Origin of the sequence: Paenibacillus sp. S25 (assembly GCF_019454085.1) — a bacterium.
Lineage (GTDB): Bacteria > Bacillota > Bacilli > Paenibacillales > Paenibacillaceae > Paenibacillus > Paenibacillus polymyxa_B.
Genome location: NZ_CP073683.1, coordinates 857,501 through 876,399, shown reverse-complemented (window position 1 = coordinate 876,399; position 18,899 = coordinate 857,501). Strand labels below are relative to the sequence as shown.

Below are 18,899 nucleotides of genomic sequence, written 5' to 3'. Positions count from 1 at the left end.
CCTGCCATGCACCACTGTGCCTCTTTTGTTCCCTTTTCTCAACAACTACATCCGAACTTTTCTTCACCTTTGAAATCTACCTGAGTCGGGTAATCATTATCGAAACAGGCTAGGCACAAGCCGCCTTTGTAATCCTGTTCGTTATATCCGCCTACAGCGGCAATCAAACCCTCGGCGCTCATAAAGTAAAGCGAATCGGCGTTAATTTCCTCACGAATTTCCTCGACGGTTTTGGATGAAGCGATCAGTTCCCGACGATCTGGCGTGTCGATGCCATAGAAGCACGGGTTTTTGAAAGGTGGTGAGGTAATACGTACATGTACTTCCAACGCGCCCGCATCCCGCAGCATATTCACGATTCGACGGGACGTGGTGCCCCGTACGATAGAGTCGTCGATCATAATGACTCGTTTACCTTCAACAACACGGCGTACAGCGCTCAGCTTCATTTTCACACCCTGCTCGCGTAGCTCCTGACTCGGCTGAATGAAGGTACGTCCAGTGTATTTATTTTTAATCATACCCAGCTCATAAGGAATACCTGTCTGCTCTGCATAACCAATCGCAGCCGAAATACTGGAATCCGGCACTCCCGTCACCAGATCCGCATCGACAAAAGCTTCCAGCGCCATCTGGCTCCCCATTCTTTTGCGTGCAGCATGAAGATTAGAACCATTCAAATCACTGTCAGGACGGGCAAAATAAATATATTCCATCGCGCACAGTGCTTTACGATGCTTGCCTTCACTGTAACGGTCTTCGTGCAGACCATTTTTGTCCAACACCAACAGTTCACCCGGCTCGATATCGCGCAACAGCTCTGCTCCAATCGTTTCCAAAGCACAGGTTTCGGAAGCAAACAAATATGCATCACCTAATCTGCCCATCGTCAACGGACGCAAGCCATTGGGATCAGAAGCGACCAGCAGTTTATCGTTGGTCATAATAAGAAAAGCAAATCCGCCGACAATACGCTTCAATGCATCTTTCGCGGCCTCCACCAAATCCTTGGACGATCGTGCGATCAAATGCGCCACTACTTCTGTATCGCTGGTCGTTTGAAAAATAGACCCACCCTGCTCCAGCTCATGCCGGATTTGCAAAGCATTCACGATATTTCCGTTCGTCGCTACCGCTAGATCCCCATCACGATACTTAAACACCAAAGGCTGTGCATTCGTTAGCTTACTGTCTCCACTTGTCGAGTAGCGCACATGTCCTATGGCAATATCGCCTGTCAGCGAAGCCATCAAATCTTTATTGAATACTTCTTTTACAAGCCCCATTCCACGATGATAATGGAACTCGTCGCCACTGCTCACACAGATGCCCGCACTTTCCTCCCCGCGATGCTGGAGTGCATGCAATCCGTAATATGCTAGGGAAGCGGCATCGGAGTGTCTGTATACTCCAAACACGCCGCATTCCTCTTTTAATTTATCAAACAGCCCCTCTTTACCAGAGCCTTCATTATAATAATCTCCAGTCCACAACGTCCGTGCTGTTATTTCATCAGACATGGAATGACATCCTCCCAGATTTGCTTCAAACTGGCGACTGCCTCGTTTAAAGCGGGTTGTCCGTTCACCTCAACTGTCAATTGTGATCCTTCAACTTTTCCTAATACGGTAACTGGCACTTCCAAACCACGCAGATGTGCTTCCAGAGCAGACGCTTTATCCGGCGATGCAGATAACAAAATACGGGATTGGGTTTCGCTAAACAATGCATGGTCAGGACGCAAGCTCGTTTCTACGTTGACCTGTGCTCCCAATCCGCCGCTAATCCCGGATTCTGCAAGCGCTACAGCCAATCCGCCCTCTGCCAAATCATGCGCAGATTGTACCAATCCGGTCTGAATCGCTCCCAGTACCGCAGTCAGCAGTTTTTTCTCTACGTTCAAATCCAGCTCAGGCGGGCGTCCCTCGGATACACCGTGTACGACAGCTTGGAACTCACTGCCTCCCAGCTCGGCCTTCGTTTCCCCCACTAGGAAAATTACATCACCTTCGGCTTTGAAGCCTTGTGTCGTAATATGGTCTGTATCATGAACCAGTCCTACCATACCGACAACAGGCGTCGGATAGATGGAGCCTTTGGCATTTTCATTGTACAAGCTGACATTGCCCCCGATAACAGGTGTATCCAGTACACGGCAAGCTTCTGCCATACCGTCCACGGCTTTTTCCATTTGCCAGAAAATATCCGGCTTTTCAGGGTTACCGAAGTTCAGGTTATCCGTAATCGCCAACGGCTCGCCGCCGGAGCATACAATGTTACGCGCTGCTTCGCTGACTGCAATCCGTCCGCCTACCTCTGGATCAAGGTATACATAACGTCCGTTACAATCTGTCGTCATGGCGAGCCCCTTACGAGTTCCACGCACAGTCACAACAGCTGCATCCGATCCCGGACGAACGGCTGTACTCGTGCGAACCATGTAGTCATACTGCTCGTATACCCATTTTTTACTGGCTACACTTGGTGAAGACAGCACCTTTTTCAGCGCACCGTTCAAATCCGTCACTTCAGCGTAACGAAGTGTGTCAATCGCAGCATTTTGCTCATAATAAGCAGGGACTTCGGAAGGCTTGTCATAAATCGGACACTCGTCAACCAGCGCCGTCACTGGCATATCTCCGACCACTTCATTGTGATGGAACAAACGCAAACGACCGTCATCTGTCACTTTACCGACCTTGGCACAAATAACACCCCAGCGCTCGAAAATTTCCAGCGCCTGTGCTTCATCCTTAGGCTCGACTACGAACAGCATCCGTTCCTGTGATTCGGACAGCATCATTTCATAAGGTGTCATGCCCTCTTCACGCTGCGGTACCTGATCCAGATACAGCTCCAGACCGTTGCCAGCCTTACTCGCCATCTCCGCACTGGAGCAGGTAAGTCCCGCGGCACCCATATCCTGAATACCCAGCACAATACCGCTGTCGATCAGCTCCAGACATGATTCCATAACCAGCTTCTCCATAAAAGGATCGCCTACTTGAACCGCAGTCCGGTTCGCTTCAGATTCCTCTGTCAGCTCAACCGATGCGAATGTCGCTCCGTGAATCCCATCACGACCTGTCGGTGGGCCCACATAGAACACCGGGTTACCGACCCCTTTAGCAACACCACGCTGAATTTTATCATGGTCAATCAGTCCGACACACATTGCATTAACGAGCGGATTGCCTTCGTAGCTTTCATCAAATACAACCTCGCCACCTACAGTCGGAATACCGATACAGTTCCCGTATCCCGCAATACCAGATACCACATGCTCGAACAAATATTTCACACGGTCGCTTTCCAGCTTGCCAAAACGCAGAGAGTTCAACACCGCAACGGGTCTTGCACCCATGGAGAAAATATCACGGATAATACCGCCTACCCCAGTCGCCGCCCCTTGAAAAGGCTCCACAGCCGACGGATGGTTATGGCTTTCGATTTTAAATACAACCGCTTGGTTGTCACCGATATCTACAATGCCTGCGCCCTCGCCGGGCCCCATCAGAACTCGCGGGCCGCTCGTTGGAAAACGACGCAGCAACGGCTTGGAGTTTTTGTAAGCACAATGCTCTGACCACATGACACTAAATACGCCAATCTCCGTATAATTCGGCTGACGTCCCATGAATTCACAGATCAACGCATATTCACTGTCCGATACACCCATCTGCTGATACAGTTTATGTTCGGCAACCTGCTCTGCCGTCGGTTCCTTAGCGGACACTTGCTGCGCCATGTCGATCCCTCCAAGCGTTCAAAATAGATGTAAACATACGTTTGCCGTCATCCGTCCCGAGCAATGCGTCCACCGCGCGTTCCGGGTGGGGCATCATGCCCAGCACATTACCTTGTTCATTACAAATCCCTGCAATATCCGTAACGGAACCATTAGGATTATCTTTATACTTAAATACAATCTGATTGTTCGCCTGCAAACGAGCCAGCGTCTCATCATCACAGTAATAGTTGCCTTCGCCGTGGGCGATCGGAATGACGATCTCTTCACCAGCAGCGTAATCTTTTGTAAAAGGTGTTTGGTTATTCGCAACCTGCAACACCGTATCCCGGCATAGGAATTTCATCGACAGATTACGGCGTAAAGCCCCTGGCAGCAGCCCAGCTTCGGTCAGAATTTGAAAACCGTTGCAAATCCCCAAAATATATTTGCCCTCGGCAGCCGCTTTGGCAACTTCCTTCATCACCGGAGCAAACCGGGAAATCGCGCCGCAACGCAGGTAATCCCCGTAGGAGAAGCCTCCTGGAACAAGAATACAATCATAAGGCGACAGATCCGTCGCAGTATGCCAAACATAATCGACAGGTTCACCGACCGTGTCCTCTACCGCCTTATAGCAGTCAATATCACAGTTGGAGCCCGGAAAAACCAGAACTGCAAATTTCATGGAATCAGCCCTCCAGTTCGTAGCGGTAGTCTTCAATGACCGTGTTGGCCAACAGCTTTTCGCACATCTCAATGATGCGCTTTTCAGCACTCTCGCGGTCTGTTGTATCCAGATTCAATTCCATATACTTACCAATTCTGACGCTGTCCACTTCTCCAAAACCCATAGAATGCAGTGCGCCTTGCACCGCAACCCCCTGCGGGTCCAAAACGCTTTGCTTAATCGTGACATAGACTGTTGCTTTCATCATGTTCCTTCAGTTCCTCCTCCGAATGAGTGAATCCTATTGGTTGAATTATGATTACTATTTACTGTGCCGTCAGACGCCGCCAAATATCCGTATATCTTGCAGTTGTTTCTTCTACGACCTCAGCAGGCAACGGATCGGGCTTGCTATTCTTGTCCCAACCGGATGATGCCAAATAGCTTCGTACCGGCTCCTTGTCCATGCTGTCAATCTCAACATCCAGCTCATACTTTTCCTGCGCCCAAAAACGGGATGAATCTGGAGTGAAAATTTCGTCAATCAAAATCACCTTACCGTTAACAAGACCAAACTCAAACTTGCAATCGGCTAAAATAATCCCCCGCTTCTCGCAGAAAGCACGTGCAAATTCGTACAACGCCAAGCTCTTTTCCTCAAGCTCACCTGTTAGTTCAACCCCGACCAGTTCTTTCATTTGGTGAAGGGAAATGTCCTCGTCGTGTCCAACATCATTTTTTGCAGCCGGTGTAAATAAAGGCTTGGGAAAGCGCTCATTTTTGCGCAGCCCCTCTGGCAATGGAATGCCGTTCACCTCACCGTTCTGCTCATACTGACGCCAGCCGCCTCCGGTAATATATCCGCGCACCACACACTCAATGTCGATGCGTTCAGCCTTCAGCGTGACCATGATACGGTCCTTCAGCAACTCTTTATTCTGTTCGTCGATCACATGCCCGAGCTTGTTCACATCGGTGTGCACGACATGGTTTTCCAACAAGTCTTTCGTCTGCTCAAACCAGAAAGCGCTGAGTTTATTCAGCACATTCCCCTTTTCGGGCACGGGTGGCTCTAGCACATAATCAAAAGCCGAAATTCGGTCCGTCACGACAATCAGAAAATGCTCTCCGAGATCATACAGTTCACGCACCTTGCCTTTGTACAAGAGCGGCGCATGGATCAGACCTTCGGCAGTAGACAATGACATTTCATTACACCTCTTTCAAAGAAGTTTGCCCCTCCTAAATCCTCCCCTCGGGGAGGACCCCCAGGGCTGCTGCCCTCGGGACTCCCGCAAGGGTTGGCTGGTGAGCAGGGGATGACGAGTTGTTGGAGCTGTAGTGCTGGCAAGCGCGTTTCGCTGGATGAAGGCTTGTGGCACAAGCCCTCATCCAGCAACGCTTTTACGTTGGTGAAAAGCGACGTTTTTACGAGTATGACATCGTAATGGCGTTGAAAAGCTCTAAGCTGCAATTTTATATGCAGCTTACGGGTGCTGCGGCTCTGTGCATGCCGCAGACCATTCCGGCCCGGGGCCGTAGCTGACTTGGCAGCATGACAAGTCGCCTGCCCTCGGCCCGTGGCCACAGCTCGGCACGTCATGCGGCCGAGCGTGAAGGCTTCGCCTGTTGTGCGCATATGCCTACGCTGCGCACCTTCGGGTGGCTCAAGGCTTCGCTTCTTGAGCCTGCGCGTTCTCGTGAGGACCGCAGGCTGTTTGCTACGCAAATTCGGCAGCCCGCACGAGCACGTTGCTTTGCGATAGAAAAGCAGTGGAACACGCTTTTCTATCGTTCTTCGGGGTGGTGCGGTATCTTATGTGCCGCACCTTCCCTAGTTCTGCTCCCTCACGAAGGTTGGTGCTGGAAGCAGCGGAGCGGACGGAATCCTTCTGGAGAAGCGTTAGCGCTTGCCTTTGCCTCTGGATACCAACCTTTACAGGTTTATTCCAATCCAGGAATCCAGGGGCAACAGCAATCGGAAGAATGATCCGTTCGCGCAGCGGCCTCATCACGCTCTTCATACCCTCCCAAGCACCAACCAACCTTCCCTCCTACTCCCCTAATCCCAGCTTTTTGAAGATCGTATCCACGTTCTTCAGATGCCAGGCTGGGTTGAACGCGTCCTCGATTTCGTCTGCGCTGAGCACGGCAGTAATTTCCGGGGTCGCCTCGACGATTTCACGGAATTGGCGTTGCTCTTCCCACGCCTGCATAGCACGCGGCTGCACAGTATCGTAAGCTTTTTCACGACTAAAGCCTTTGTCGATCAGCTTCGTCATAATACGACCGGAGAACGGTACGCCGTACGTACGGGCCATATTGCGCTTCATATTTTCAGGGAAGACCGTCAGATTTTTTACGATATTACCAAAACGGTTCAGCATGTAGTTCAACAGCATCGTTGCATCCGGCAGAATGATGCGTTCTACGGAAGAATGCGAAATGTCGCGTTCATGCCACAGGGTTACGTTCTCATACGCCGATACCATATGCCCACGAATCACGCGTGCCAGACCGGAGATATTTTCACTTCCGATCGGATTGCGTTTATGCGGCATCGCGGAAGATCCTTTTTGACCCTTGGCAAAGGCTTCTTCCACCTCACGGAACTCACTCTTTTGCAGAGCACGGACTTCTGTAGCAAATTTGTCCAACGATGTGGCGATCAACGCTAATGTTGCCATGTATTCGGCATGACGGTCGCGCTGTAGCGTCTGTGTAGAAATCGGTGCAGGCTTGGTGCCCAGCTTGCGGCATACAAATTCTTCTACAGCCGGGTCAATGTTGGCATATGTTCCCACTGCACCGGACATTTTACCGTATTGTACTTGGTCAGCCGCAAAACGAAAGCGTTCCAGATTGCGCTTCATTTCCTCGTACCACAATCCCATCTTCAGTCCAAACGTTGTTGGCTCAGCATGTACTCCGTGTGTGCGCCCCATCATCGGTGTATGCTTGTAAGCCAATGCCTTTTCCTTCAAAATTTCAATAAAATTCAAGATATCACGTTCCAGAATTTCATTTGCCTGCTTTAACAGGTAGCCCAGTGCCGTATCAACTACGTCTGTAGAGGTCAAACCATAATGTACCCATTTGCGCTCGTCTCCAAGACTTTCGGACACCGTGCGGGTAAAAGCAATGACATCATGTCTTGTCTCCTGCTCAATTTCATAGATCCGTTCAATATCAAAACTTGCATTCTTACGCAGAGCCACAGTATCCTCTTTAGGAATAACTCCTAATTCCGCCCAAGCTTCACAGGCACACAGCTCTACTTCCAGCCACGCTTTAAATTTATTTTCTTCCGTCCAAATCGCTCTCATTTCCGGTCTGCTATAGCGTTCGATCATGACTATTTATTCCCCCAAATATTGGTTTGTTCAATCCATTCCAGCGCTTGTTCCGCATCCTGGCACAATAGATTAATATGTCCCATCTTTCGGCCTGGCTTGGCTTCACTTTTTCCATACAAATGCAGCTTGGGTACAACATCCAATCTATCAGCTTCGACATCCGATTGCGCAAACCGCCGAACCACGTCCTCCAAATGCTCACCTAGCACATTGACCATCACGACTGAAGTCAGCAGCTTCGTGCTGCCCAAGGGTAAACCGCAAATCGCACGTATGTGCTGCTCGAATTGCGACGTCGCGCATCCCTCCATCGTGTAATGACCGGAATTATGCGGTCGTGGTGCCAACTCATTAACGTACAATTGTCCGTCTTCGGTGACAAACATCTCCACAGCAAGCAGTCCCACCGCACTCAGCGACTCTGCCACAGCCAGCGCTAACTTTCGTGCTTCCTCCTGGACAGGTTCTGGCACACGCGCAGGCACAATCGACGTGTGCAAAATATTGTTCACGTGAATGTTTTCGGCAGGTGGAAAGGCTTTGGCTTCACCGTTCGTGCTGCGAGCTACAATCACCGAGATTTCGCAGCGAAAACGGATGAACTGTTCCAATACCAGTTCCGCACCGCCTCCTGCCAATTGTTCGTAGGCAACCGTGGCTTCCTCCGGTTGGCGAATGACCACTTGTCCCTTGCCATCATAACCACCGACTGCTGTCTTGAGCACACACGGTACACCCAGTTCAGCTACCGCTTGAACCATATCCGCAAGACTACTGATTTCACGATACGGAGCGACAGGGACACCAGCAGCTTCAATAGAACGCTTCTCTCTCAGACGATGCTGTGTTGTGTACAAAAGACTGCTGCCTTGCGGAACGCTGGATTCCTGTTCCAAAAGTGCAGCCACACCTGCGTCCACATTTTCAAACTCATACGTGATCACATCGCACCGCTCAGCCAGCTCTCTGGCTGCATGCTCATCATCATAGGCAGCGCGGATTTGTTCTGACACCTGTCCACATGGGCTATCCGGTGTAGGGTCCAGTGTCACAAAGCGATATCCTAGATTGGTTCCCGCCAGTACAAGCATTCTTCCTAATTGCCCGCCTCCCAAAAGTCCAATCGTTGTACCAGGAGGGCGGATACGGCCTGTGGGTTCACATGCCCCATTCATAGCGAGTCACTACCTTCCAGTACCTCATCACGGATACGGCCGCGTCTCGCCAAAACCCGCTGGCTTATCTTTTCGTCAAAAGCGCCTAATATTTGTGCTGCCAGCAGCCCTGCATTCGTAGCACCTGCCTTACCGATTGCCACAGTGGCAACCGGAATACCACCCGGCATCTGCACAATGGAGAGCAGGGAGTCCAGACCGTTCAGAGCCTTCGACTGAACAGGCACACCAATGACCGGCAAGGATGTCTTCGCAGCCACCATCCCTGGCAGATGCGCAGCCCCACCCGCTCCAGCAATAATGACCTTTAGTCCACGCCCGGCGGCCTCTTCTGCAAAACGAAACATTAAATCCGGTGTACGATGGGCTGAAACTACTTTTTTCTCATATCCGATTTCAAGCTCGTCCAGCACAGCACATGCATGCTGCATGGTGTCCCAGTCTGATGTGCTGCCCATAATGACAGCGACCTGCACTGACATGTCCTTCACTCCCTGTTTATCAATAAGCGCCAAAAATCCGGCACTCGAAAATAACGTTATTTTCAAGACACCGGACTACGAAAAAACAAACGACAGAGCCTCTTAAAGGCATGCCAAAAGCAAGCCTCTTCCACCGCATCCAATGCGGCTTCAGCCGTATGTCTCCCGTAGTCCGGAAATTTAAGGTTTCCAGGTAGAAACTTCCGGGCCATATCCCCGGCATTATACGAGTTAGCATTGTGCCTATTCCATACCCAACGATATTCTTTACAAGTATGATCGTGGTCAGTTTCGGCTCAAACATGTGTACCTTATTAAATTGTACCTAAAGTTCATTTTTTATCGACAATACACTTCCTAGTTTAACAATTCCCTACACCTTATGTCAACTTGAAAACGAACATTATAATAATCATACAATAGAATGTTCGTGTTTAACAAAATCAACACCCTTATATACCCATAGGTCAGGACTATTGTATTACATTTAGCTATCTCTCACCTATCCTGATAACAGCGAGCGCACCGCATTTCACTGACAAAAATAAAAGTCGGCACTCCCTATACAGGCAGTAAACCGACTTTTACTTTTTTATTCAGTTATTTTACGACCAGCACAGGAATACGCGCATGCTGCACCACATTGTGGCTTACACTGCCCAATACGAATTCACGGATACCACCTAAACCGCGGCTACCGATCACAATTACATCAAAGCCATTCTCATTGGCATAATCCAAAATGACTTCGGCTGGCGAACCTTGAATGAGCTCCACCTTGGCATCTACGCCTTGCTCAGCAAGCCGCTTTCTAACTTCATCCGTAGTTTGTTCGGCCAAATCGTAATATTCTTTATTCACCGAAGCTGGAATTGGAGCCAAACCTTCGCCCATAAAAATCCGTGGAAAATCAAATGCTGTTACCACCTCAAGCTGCGAGGACGGAGATGCCTTGACCAATTCAGCCGCCTTCAACAAAGCCTTGTTGGATGCATCCGAACCGTCATAAGCAAGCAATATTTTTGAAAATAGCATAATACGCACCTCTTCCTGATTCAGTTTGTTGATTCAAAGCCTAAAATATGTATTCCTGTTGTTGTTCATGCCATGTCATCACTGGATGGCTGGAGTAGTCTTCTCACTCATCATTAAACTTCCCTATGAGAATCTAAACTCCTCCCCTTTACCGTAAAAAATACCCATACAGCAATGCATTCATGAATAGCAACGCAGGAATACCTAATCTGAAGCTCATATGCCGTGTTTTATGGCGTTTACGGTACATGGCAATTAGCACGCCTAATGCTCCCCCGATCAGGGCCAGGAAAAACAACGTCCGTTCAGGTACACGATCGCGATGTTTACGTGCTCTCTTTTTATCTTCCGACATTACCAGATAGCCTACTGCATTGATAAACAGCAGCCATACCAACAAGCCTGTCTGCAATGTCTCTCCTCCTTTTGCACACCTACCAAGTTCAGGATTAGGCCTTATATAGCGCTCTCCCCCTCATTATAACCCCACCCCTTTTACAGAAACAACGCCTCCCCTGACTTGGATAGTGCTTTTGCGGAAATAGTAAGGTGGCATAAGGGCGATCCCCGAGTGCATCTATTTTGTCTTAAAGGAGGAACTGCGATGGAAAGCACCCATGAATACGTTGAAAAGCTGCGAGAAAATGCAAAAAAGGCAGAACGCAACCGCAAACGAGGAAAAGGAACTCCCAGCGCCAGCTTGCCGACAAAACAGCATACCAACAATCCTTGATCAAGGAATCTGTACTAAGCTGTATAGCCACGTTATTAACGTATAGTATCAACTTAACCTTGCAGCTTTTCCTGAGAATTGAGTACAAGGTAAACTCCGTTGTTTAGCTTCCACAATAACAACAAGCAGACTCCTTATGAGATATCTGCTTGTTGTTTTGTTTTGCAAATATTTTTCTGAAATCGATTACATTTGTAATAAATAAGTTCTAAAGTCATATTATCTAACATAAGTGTTGACTAAAAACAATTTTACACCCTATAATTCGTGATATTAACGTAATTCGACAAAATATTTGTCAGTTAATCTATCATTAATATTTGAGGTTTAAGATTGGAGAGGAGCTTTATATGACTAACATGAAAAAAATGACGATGATTCCCCTGTTGGCTAGCTTTATTCTCGGTAGTACCTTATGGAGTGGTGGATTTACCGCCAACGCTGCGGCTGCGGCAGCAGCTACAACCCGCACAACTGCACCTGCTTCTACCACTACTACGTCGGACAAATCCGAAAATCCTCAAACCAATCATTTACCCAATATTAAAATACTTGCCACGGGAGGGACTATTGCAGGATCATCTTCCGTCAATACTGATACGACCGGCTACAAAGCAGGCGCGTTAGGTGTGGAAACTCTGATCAATGCCGTTCCTGAGATGAAAAGTATTGCAAATGTCAGTGGTGAGCAAGTTGTTAATGTAGGTAGCCCCGACGTTAATAATGAAATCCTCTTAAAACTTGCCAAACGTACCAATGAATTGCTTGCCAGAGACGATGTAGACGGCATTGTCATTACACATGGCACAGATACATTAGAAGAAACCGCTTATTTCCTCAATCTTGTTATCAAAAGCGATAAGCCAGTAGTTGTCGTTGGCTCTATGCGCCCAGCTACTGCCATCAGTGCTGATGGTCCCTTCAACCTGTATAATGCAGTGAAAGTCGCCGGGGCTTCGGCCTCTAAAGGTCAGGGTGTACTCGTCCTGCTGAACGACCGTATCGGTGCAGCAAGATACATCACCAAAACGAACACAACAGCAGTCGATACGTTCAAGTCTGTAGAGCAGGGATACCTTGGAGCTGTTGTGGGTGACCAAGTGTACTACTACAACAAATCCACGCACAAGCATACGACTTCTTCTGTATTCGACATCTCTAACCTGACTCAACTGCCGCAAGTAGATATTTTATACGAGTATCAAAACAATGGTCGCTATCTATATGATGCAGCCGTAGCAGCTGGTGCCAAGGGTATTGTCGTAGCTGGTTCCGGTAATGGTTCCTTGTCCAAGACCTCCTCAGAGGGCGCAGAGACCGCAGGTAAAAAAGGAGTGATCATTGCCCGCTCCAGCCGCGTGGGAAGTGGAGTTGTGTCCCCGTCAACAAAAGACGCGGCATCGAACTTTGTGTCGACCGATTCGCTTAATCCGCAAAAAGCACGGATTTTGCTCATGCTTGCTTTGACCCAAACACACGATGTTAACCAAATTCAATCCTTTTTTAATGAATACTAAAAGCAGTCATCCCAAATCAAATAAATAGATCATCTTTATTATGAAAAAGAAGCAGCGATTACGGTTGACCACCGTAACTGCTGCTTCTTTTTTTTGCGAGACAATTCTAGCTTAGTAACTATTTCATCTGATATCCAATCGTCTTGGTCTTAAACAGTAATTCGTTGTTCCTCCCATGTAGCATCAAGACTGCTGTTTGGGAATCCCATTCAAGCTTGGAGGATATTTCGCTTGCTTCTCTGGATGAGGAGCGATTTCTTCCTCCAGAATACTTGATTTATTTTGCTGATTATTGATTTTAAGCGACTTATGCTTTGGCATAAATACTCACCTCCTCGGATTACCATGCCAAGGAGTGATCGTTTTTATACCGACGTATACCTGCTGATTATGTTGACTACAGCACTTTTGATCATCCGTTATTTGCCCTGCTTTTGTTCCATCGCTGCTTTTAGCAAATCACCCAAACTGGAGCCAAAAGATTCCTGTTTTTCAAATTGTCTTACTAGCTTTTGCTGTTCCCGTTTGTTTACCCGTTGCTTGTCCGTATCCAACGTCTCAGTAATGCCGCAGGGCAGGCATCTTACATATAGCCCTGCCTTGCCCTCTTTCATTTCCATTTTCTTATGACACTGCGGACAACGTCGATTGGACAAACGTTTTTCCCCTGAACGACGGTAACCGCAATCTGCACTTGGACATACAAGGAACTTTCCTTTCTTGCCCTTCTTCTCCAACAGCTTTGTACCACAATCAGGACAATGACTATTCGTCACGTTGTGGGGCTTGTACTCCGCACTGCTATTTTTTACAGTGGAAACCAACTCTTTCGCCATAGCACGAATAGAATTCAAAAACGGTTCCGGTTGTCCTTGACCACGAGCAATCCGTTCCAGCTCCGCTTCCCAACGTGCCGTCAGTTCGGGCGTTCGAAGCTGTGGAGCTGCCAGTTCAATCAGTTGTTTACCTTTCCCCGTGGGATGCATCACGTTCCCCTGACGCTCAATCGTATCCGAGCTGACAAGCTTCTCGATCAGATCTGCACGGGTAGCAGGAGTACCCAGTCCATGCTTTTCCATCTGAGCGAGCAGGGCTGCTTCTGTATACCGCTTCGGCGGCATCGTTCGCCCAGCTCGTACAAGACAACGCTGTAATCGGACTGAATCTCCTTTTTGCAGCTCAGGTAAAATAACGCCTCGTCCATTGTTTTCCCGATCCTCTGCTTCTTCATCATCCATATCATAATGGTTCGCGTCATATACAGCACGCCATCCGCTATCTTTTACCGTTGCGCCTTTTACCTGAAACGTCTCCTGCTCCACCGTTACTGATACGGCTACAGCATCATAACGTGCAGGCGGATAGAATAGACTGATAAAACGTCGTGCAATCAGATCATACAGTTTACGTTCCTCCGGGCTCAACTGATTAAGCAATAATGTCTGCTCAGTAGGAATAATCGCATGATGATCCGTGACTTTACTGTCATCCACAATTCGCTTTGTGATTGGTAGGTTGTTACGCAAAAGCGGACGTGCCAAGGAAGCATATGGACCTACTGCTACACTACTGAGCCTTTCCTTAAGTGTGTCCACCATATCGGATGTCAGATAACGGCTGTCCGTACGTGGATAGGTCACCAGCTTATGCTGTTCATACAGACGCTGAAGCAGATTAGACGTCTGTTTAGCCGAAAAGCCATAGCGCTGATTAGCATCTCTTTGCAGCTCCGTTAAGTCATACGCTAACGGGTGAGGCTCGTTCTTTTCGCTCTTTTTAACACTCGCAACTGTGCCTTTGGCCCCCTCAAGCCTGCGGCGCAAAGCCTCTGCTTGAGTGCGGTCAAACATGCGTGAATCCCCGCTCTCTGCCCGCCAAGTTGCCTGAAAATCGCCGAAATCCGCCGTCAAAGTATCATATTCCTGAGAACGGAATTCGGTAATTTCTTTCTCACGCTCCATAATCATCCCCAGCGTTGGTGTCTGCACTCTTCCAGCCGAAAGTTGGGCGTTATAACGACAAGTCAACGCGCGAGTTACATTGAGACCAATCATCCAGTCTGCTTCAGCTCTACAGCGAGCCGATTCATATAAACGATCAAACTGCTGACCAGGCAATAGCTTTGCGAAACCTGCCTTAATCGCCTTGTCCGTCTGCGAGGATATCCATAAGCGCCGGAAGGGCTTTTTCCAGTTTGCCATTTGGATGATCCAGCGTGCCAACAATTCTCCTTCACGAGCAGCATCTGTTGCCACGATAAGCTCTCCAATGTCCTGCCGCTTCATGAGCTGCTGCACAGCTTTGAACTGGTGATTACTTTCGCGCAGCACCTTTAACTTTGAACTCTTCGGAAGAATAGGCAGGTCCTCCAAATTCCAGGTCGCATACTTAGAATCGTAATCCTCCGGCTCTGCTAAGCCGACCAAATGTCCCAGTGCCCACGTCACCACGTACTGGGGGCCTTCTATATAACTTTTATGCTTCTCGCGGCTCCCCATCACACGTGCAATCTCTCTGGCCACGGACGGTTTTTCTGCCAATACCAATACCTTCATGTTACGCTCCTTTCTCTCATAGTGTTAATTATACCATCCTGCCATCTTACGATAAATTCTAATGCCAACGGCTCTTATTAACATGATGCTACATACTATTGCTATTGCTTCTACATCGGTTAGGATAACTTACAAATCAGGCACACTCCATTTTAATAGCAGACCCGCATAGGTGAGGCCTCCCCCAAATCCATATAACAACACATGTTGTCCATATCGTAAACGTCCATCATCCAAACCACACTGCAAAGCCAACGGGATGGATGCCGCCGATGTATTACCATACAACTCTACGCTGGTCAGCGTTTTTTCCAAAGGTACTGTACTTCTTTCACATATGGACTCGATCATTCTCAAATTAGCGCTATGAGGGACAAACCAGTCAAGATCCTCCTTCTTCATATTTGCCTTATCCAATAATCGTTCGATTCCCGTTGGAACAGAGCGAACAGCCCATTTATAAACCTCACGTCCATTTTGAGCAATAAATCCATGGTCTTGCAGCTTCTCTCCATCCAAATGATCAGACAATCCCACACGGTAAAGATGTGCTCCCCCATGCCCATAAGTACCTATATCTGAAGTTAAAAATGAACCTTCATCCTCGTCATATTCAACAAGTGCAACTCCTGCACCATCTCCAAAAAGTATACACGTCGTCCGATCCGTATAATCTGTAATTTTGGATAACGTTTCGGCTCCCACTACTAGAACCTTACGATGCAGACCACTCGTAATAAGGCCATTTGCCAAATGAAGTCCATAGGAAAAACCTGCACATGCTGTACTAATATCCATTGACCCCGTGTTCGGAATATTAAAATGAGCCTGAATACGTGAAGCGGTGCTTGGAAAGTAGTAATCAGGTGTACTAGTCGCTACAATGATCATCTCAACATCGTTTATATTTACGTCATACAGGTTAATCATACGTGTAATAGCTTGTATACATAAATCAGATACATATTGATCTTCAGCCGCAATTCGTCTTTCACGCATACCCGTTCTTTGTATAATCCACTCGTCACTAGTGTCCACAAGTTTCTCCAAGTCGGCGTTTGTCAAAATGCGCTCAGGCACATAAGTGCCAAAGGCCGTAAGCTTAGCTTTTGAATTCAACAATCTGATCACTCTCCTTTGTAATCCTTATTCATATTATAACACCAGATACTAATACCTGGTACTAAATTATTTTAAAAACGTCTTCTTATTTACTAGTTAATATCCACTTATCCAGTTGAACTTATAACAAACTCGCTTTAAATAAAATCCCTCTGCCTTTTAACGCAAAAAAGAGACCATGATCTTCTGAAGATCATGGTCTCTTTTGTTTGTTGCTTGGCGACGTCCTACTCTCCCAGGACCCTGCGGTCCAAGTACCATTGGCGCTGGAGGGCTTAACGGTCGTGTTCGGGATGGGTACGTGTGGAACCCCTCCGCTATCGCCACCAAACGTGAATTTACATCGTAAATTCTTTTTCAGGAATCAGCATCGCCAAATGCTGTGTGTTCTCTTGCTTCATATAAGCTACTTGAGCTTATACAATACAAAACTTACACCCTGAAAACTGGATCCGAAACTCATTTGCGTTTTATTCTTAGGATAAGCCCTCGACCGATTAGTATTGGTCAGCTCCATGCATTACTGCACTTCCACCCCCAACCTATCTACCTCGTCGTCTTCAAGGGGTCTTACTAATTGGGAAATCTCATCTTGAGGGGGGCTTCACGCTTAGATGCTTTCAGCGCTTATCCCTTCCGTACATAGCTACCCAGCGGTGCTCCTGGCGGAACAACTGGTACACCAGCGGTACGTCCATCCCGGTCCTCTCGTACTAAGGACAGCTCCTCTCAAATTTCCTACGCCCACGACAGATAGGGACCGAACTGTCTCACGACGTTCTGAACCCAGCTCGCGTACCGCTTTAATGGGCGAACAGCCCAACCCTTGGGACCTACTTCAGCCCCAGGATGCGATGAGCCGACATCGAGGTGCCAAACCTCCCCGTCGATGTGGACTCTTGGGGGAGATAAGCCTGTTATCCCCAGGGTAGCTTTTATCCGTTGAGCGATGGCCCTTCCATGCGGTACCACCGGATCACTAAGCCCGACTTTCGTCCCTGCTCGACTTGTAGGTCTCGCAGTCAAGCTCCCTTCTGCCTTTGCACTCTTCGAATGATTTCCAACCATTCTGAGGGAACCTTGGGGCGCCTCCGTTACTCTTTAGGAGGCGACCGCCCCAGTCAAACTGCCCACCTGACACTGTCCTCGCACCGGATTACGGTACCAAGTTAGAACCTAGATACGATCAGGGTGGTATCCCAAGGATGCCTCCCTTCAAGCTGGCGCTCAAAGTTCAACGGCTCCCACCTATCCTGTACAGATCGTACCCAAATTCAATATCAAGCTGCAGTAAAGCTCCATGGGGTCTTTCCGTCTTGTCGCGGGTAACCTGCATCTTCACAGGTATTAAAATTTCACCGGATCTCTCGTTGAGACAGCGCCCAAGTCGTTACGCCATTCGTGCGGGTCAGAATTTACCTGACAAGGAATTTCGCTACCTTAGGACCGTTATAGTTACGGCCGCCGTTTACTGGGGCTTCGGTTCATAGCTTCGCCCCGAAGGGCTTACCACTCCCCTTAACCTTCCAGCACCGGGCAGGCGTCAGCCCGTATACTTCGCCTTGCGGCTTCGCACAGACCTGTGTTTTTGCTAAACAGTCGCTTGGGCCTTTTCACTGCGGCCCCCTCGGGCTATTCACCCTACCGAGGCACCCCTTCTCCCGAAGTTACGGGGTCATTTTGCCGAGTTCCTTAACGAGAGTTCTTCCGCGCGCCTTAGAATTCTCTTCTCGCCTACCTGTGTCGGTTTGCGGTACGGGCACCTTCTCCTGGCTAGAGGCTTTTCTTGGCAGTCTGAGATCATGACCTTCGCTACTACAATTTTCGCTCCCCATCACAGCCCAGCCTTAACGATGTGCGGATTTGCCTACACACCAGCCTCACTGCTTAGACGGACATCCATCAGTCCGCGTCACTACCCTACTGCGTCACCCCATCGCTCATAACGGATTACGGTGGTACAGGAATTTCGACCTGTTGTCCTTCGACTACGCCTATCGGCCTCGCCTTAGGTCCCGACTTACCCTGAGCGGACGAACCTTCCTCAGGAACCCTTAGGCTTTCGGCGGATCTGATTCTCACAGATCTTTTCGTTACTCATACCGGCATTCTCACTTGAATGCAGTCCAGCGCTCCTTACGGTACACCTTCAACCCGCATTCAACGCTCCCCTACCCCTGATGCATAAGCATCAAGCCATAGCTTCGGTGGTGTGTTTAGCCCCGTTACATTTTCGGCGCAGAGTCACTCGACCAGTGAGCTATTACGCACTCTTTCAATGGTGGCTGCTTCTAAGCCAACATCCTGGTTGTCTGTGCAACTCCACATCCTTTCCCACTTAACACACACTTGGGGACCTTAGCTGATGGTCTGGGCTGTTTCCCTTTCGACAATGGATCTTAGCACTCACTGTCTGACTCCCGGAACTAAATCTATGGCATTCGGAGTTTGACTGAGCTTGGTAACCCTTGCGGGCCCCGCACCCAATCAGTGCTCTACCTCCACGATTCTTCTTTCCGAGGCTAGC

The 18,899-nt window shown here is 48.6% G+C and carries 17 protein-coding genes, 2 rRNA genes and 1 riboswitch (1 of these 20 cut by a window edge); of the genes, 4 read left to right on the top strand and 15 right to left on the bottom strand.

Annotated elements, in window-relative coordinates; genetic code table 11:
• Positions 1–38: 38 nt before the first annotated feature.
• Genes purF through KAI37_RS03895 form a run of 5 tightly spaced genes read right to left on the bottom strand, consistent with a single transcriptional unit; the run spans position 39 to position 5,605 of the window.
• Positions 39–1,520, bottom strand: a complete 1,482-nt coding sequence (gene purF, locus KAI37_RS03915; protein ID WP_023987052.1) for an amidophosphoribosyltransferase — start codon at positions 1,518–1,520, stop codon at positions 39–41.
• Positions 1,505–3,748, bottom strand: a complete 2,244-nt coding sequence (gene purL / locus KAI37_RS03910; RefSeq protein WP_023987051.1) for a phosphoribosylformylglycinamidine synthase subunit PurL — start codon at positions 3,746–3,748, stop codon at positions 1,505–1,507. The genes purF and purL overlap by 16 nt, the downstream gene beginning before the upstream one ends.
• The gene (gene purQ, locus KAI37_RS03905; RefSeq protein ID WP_013308798.1) at positions 3,726–4,415 is read right to left on the bottom strand and encodes a phosphoribosylformylglycinamidine synthase subunit PurQ; all 690 of its coding nucleotides are present in this window, start codon (positions 4,413–4,415) and stop codon (positions 3,726–3,728) included. The genes purL and purQ overlap by 23 nt, the downstream gene beginning before the upstream one ends.
• Before the next feature lie 4 nt (positions 4,416–4,419).
• Positions 4,420–4,665, bottom strand: coding sequence for a phosphoribosylformylglycinamidine synthase subunit PurS (gene purS, locus KAI37_RS03900; RefSeq protein ID WP_013308797.1), 246 nt, complete (start codon positions 4,663–4,665; stop codon positions 4,420–4,422).
• 58 nt (positions 4,666–4,723) lie between these two features.
• Entirely contained in the window at positions 4,724–5,605 is an 882-nt protein-coding gene (locus tag KAI37_RS03895; protein WP_025719826.1) for a phosphoribosylaminoimidazolesuccinocarboxamide synthase, read from the bottom strand.
• A gap of 167 nt (positions 5,606–5,772) precedes the next feature.
• Between KAI37_RS03895 and KAI37_RS03890 the strand changes: the two genes are divergently transcribed.
• Together KAI37_RS03890 and KAI37_RS03885 are read left to right on the top strand one after the other, a co-directional pair.
• Positions 5,773–5,943 carry a hypothetical protein gene (locus KAI37_RS03890; RefSeq protein WP_158659088.1) on the top strand — a complete coding sequence of 57 codons (171 nt, stop codon included), beginning with the start codon at positions 5,773–5,775 and terminating at the stop codon, positions 5,941–5,943.
• 9 nt (positions 5,944–5,952) lie between these two features.
• On the top strand, positions 5,953–6,387 hold the full coding sequence (locus tag KAI37_RS03885) for a hypothetical protein (RefSeq protein WP_220030755.1): 435 nt from the start codon (positions 5,953–5,955) through the stop codon (positions 6,385–6,387).
• A 64-nt stretch (positions 6,388–6,451) separates the two neighbouring features.
• Here KAI37_RS03885 and purB read toward each other — a convergent pair whose 3' ends face one another.
• From purB to KAI37_RS03860, 5 genes are all read right to left on the bottom strand, one after another.
• Complete coding sequence (gene purB, locus KAI37_RS03880) at positions 6,452–7,750, bottom strand: adenylosuccinate lyase (RefSeq protein WP_013308794.1); 1,299 nt, start codon at positions 7,748–7,750, stop codon at positions 6,452–6,454.
• Between the two features lie 2 nt (positions 7,751–7,752).
• A complete protein-coding gene (gene purK / locus KAI37_RS03875; protein ID WP_220030754.1) occupies positions 7,753–8,928 on the bottom strand; it encodes a 5-(carboxyamino)imidazole ribonucleotide synthase in 1,176 nt (391 codons plus the stop codon).
• The gene (purE, locus tag KAI37_RS03870; protein ID WP_220030753.1) at positions 8,925–9,410 is read right to left on the bottom strand and encodes a 5-(carboxyamino)imidazole ribonucleotide mutase; all 486 of its coding nucleotides are present in this window, start codon (positions 9,408–9,410) and stop codon (positions 8,925–8,927) included. The genes purK and purE overlap by 4 nt, the downstream gene beginning before the upstream one ends.
• 148 nt (positions 9,411–9,558) lie before the next feature.
• Positions 9,559–9,660, bottom strand: a riboswitch (purine riboswitch).
• 350 nt (positions 9,661–10,010) lie between these two features.
• Positions 10,011–10,445, bottom strand: a complete 435-nt coding sequence (locus KAI37_RS03865) for a universal stress protein (protein ID WP_071639558.1) — start codon at positions 10,443–10,445, stop codon at positions 10,011–10,013.
• A 148-nt stretch (positions 10,446–10,593) separates the two neighbouring features.
• Complete coding sequence (locus tag KAI37_RS03860) at positions 10,594–10,857, bottom strand: DUF1294 domain-containing protein (RefSeq protein WP_025719814.1); 264 nt, start codon at positions 10,855–10,857, stop codon at positions 10,594–10,596.
• Between the two features lie 192 nt (positions 10,858–11,049).
• On the opposite strand from KAI37_RS03860, the gene KAI37_RS03855 reads away from it, so the two are divergent.
• Both KAI37_RS03855 and KAI37_RS03850 read left to right on the top strand, forming a co-directional pair.
• Positions 11,050–11,178, top strand: coding sequence for a DUF4023 family protein (locus KAI37_RS03855; protein WP_023987044.1), 129 nt, complete (start codon positions 11,050–11,052; stop codon positions 11,176–11,178).
• A gap of 350 nt (positions 11,179–11,528) precedes the next feature.
• On the top strand, positions 11,529–12,695 hold the full coding sequence (locus KAI37_RS03850) for a type II asparaginase (RefSeq protein WP_220030752.1): 1,167 nt from the start codon (positions 11,529–11,531) through the stop codon (positions 12,693–12,695).
• Positions 12,696–12,878: 183 nt separating this feature from the next.
• Here KAI37_RS03850 and KAI37_RS03845 read toward each other — a convergent pair whose 3' ends face one another.
• The 5 genes from KAI37_RS03845 to KAI37_RS03825 form a co-directional block, all read right to left on the bottom strand.
• On the bottom strand, positions 12,879–13,016 hold the full coding sequence (locus tag KAI37_RS03845) for a hypothetical protein (RefSeq protein ID WP_023987042.1): 138 nt from the start codon (positions 13,014–13,016) through the stop codon (positions 12,879–12,881).
• 98 nt (positions 13,017–13,114) lie between these two features.
• On the bottom strand, positions 13,115–15,250 hold the full coding sequence (locus KAI37_RS03840) for a DNA topoisomerase III (RefSeq protein WP_220030751.1): 2,136 nt from the start codon (positions 15,248–15,250) through the stop codon (positions 13,115–13,117).
• Between the two features lie 129 nt (positions 15,251–15,379).
• Positions 15,380–16,372, bottom strand: a complete 993-nt coding sequence (locus KAI37_RS03835; protein WP_220030750.1) for a ketoacyl-ACP synthase III — start codon at positions 16,370–16,372, stop codon at positions 15,380–15,382.
• A 214-nt stretch (positions 16,373–16,586) separates the two neighbouring features.
• Positions 16,587–16,703 (bottom strand): 5S ribosomal RNA (gene rrf, locus KAI37_RS03830).
• Between the two features lie 146 nt (positions 16,704–16,849).
• A 23S ribosomal RNA gene (locus KAI37_RS03825) occupies positions 16,850–18,899 on the bottom strand; it runs 881 nt beyond the window's last position.

Coding starts and splice junctions, on each gene's coding strand:
- purF (WP_023987052.1), bottom strand. CDS start 1,520: ATGTCTGATGAAATAACAGCACGGACGTTGTGGACTGGAGATTATTAT.
- purL (WP_023987051.1), bottom strand. CDS start 3,748: ATGGCGCAGCAAGTGTCCGCTAAGGAACCGACGGCAGAGCAGGTTGCC.
- purQ (WP_013308798.1), bottom strand. CDS start 4,415: ATGAAATTTGCAGTTCTGGTTTTTCCGGGCTCCAACTGTGATATTGAC.
- purS (WP_013308797.1), bottom strand. CDS start 4,665: ATGATGAAAGCAACAGTCTATGTCACGATTAAGCAAAGCGTTTTGGAC.
- KAI37_RS03895 (WP_025719826.1), bottom strand. CDS start 5,605: ATGTCATTGTCTACTGCCGAAGGTCTGATCCATGCGCCGCTCTTGTAC.
- KAI37_RS03885 (WP_220030755.1), top strand. CDS start 5,953: ATGACAAGTCGCCTGCCCTCGGCCCGTGGCCACAGCTCGGCACGTCAT.
- purB (WP_013308794.1), bottom strand. CDS start 7,750: ATGATCGAACGCTATAGCAGACCGGAAATGAGAGCGATTTGGACGGAA.
- purK (WP_220030754.1), bottom strand. CDS start 8,928: ATGAATGGGGCATGTGAACCCACAGGCCGTATCCGCCCTCCTGGTACA.
- purE (WP_220030753.1), bottom strand. CDS start 9,410: ATGTCAGTGCAGGTCGCTGTCATTATGGGCAGCACATCAGACTGGGAC.
- KAI37_RS03865 (WP_071639558.1), bottom strand. CDS start 10,445: ATGCTATTTTCAAAAATATTGCTTGCTTATGACGGTTCGGATGCATCC.
- KAI37_RS03855 (WP_023987044.1), top strand. CDS start 11,050: ATGGAAAGCACCCATGAATACGTTGAAAAGCTGCGAGAAAATGCAAAA.
- KAI37_RS03850 (WP_220030752.1), top strand. CDS start 11,529: ATGACTAACATGAAAAAAATGACGATGATTCCCCTGTTGGCTAGCTTT.
- KAI37_RS03845 (WP_023987042.1), bottom strand. CDS start 13,016: ATGCCAAAGCATAAGTCGCTTAAAATCAATAATCAGCAAAATAAATCA.
- KAI37_RS03840 (WP_220030751.1), bottom strand. CDS start 15,250: ATGAAGGTATTGGTATTGGCAGAAAAACCGTCCGTGGCCAGAGAGATT.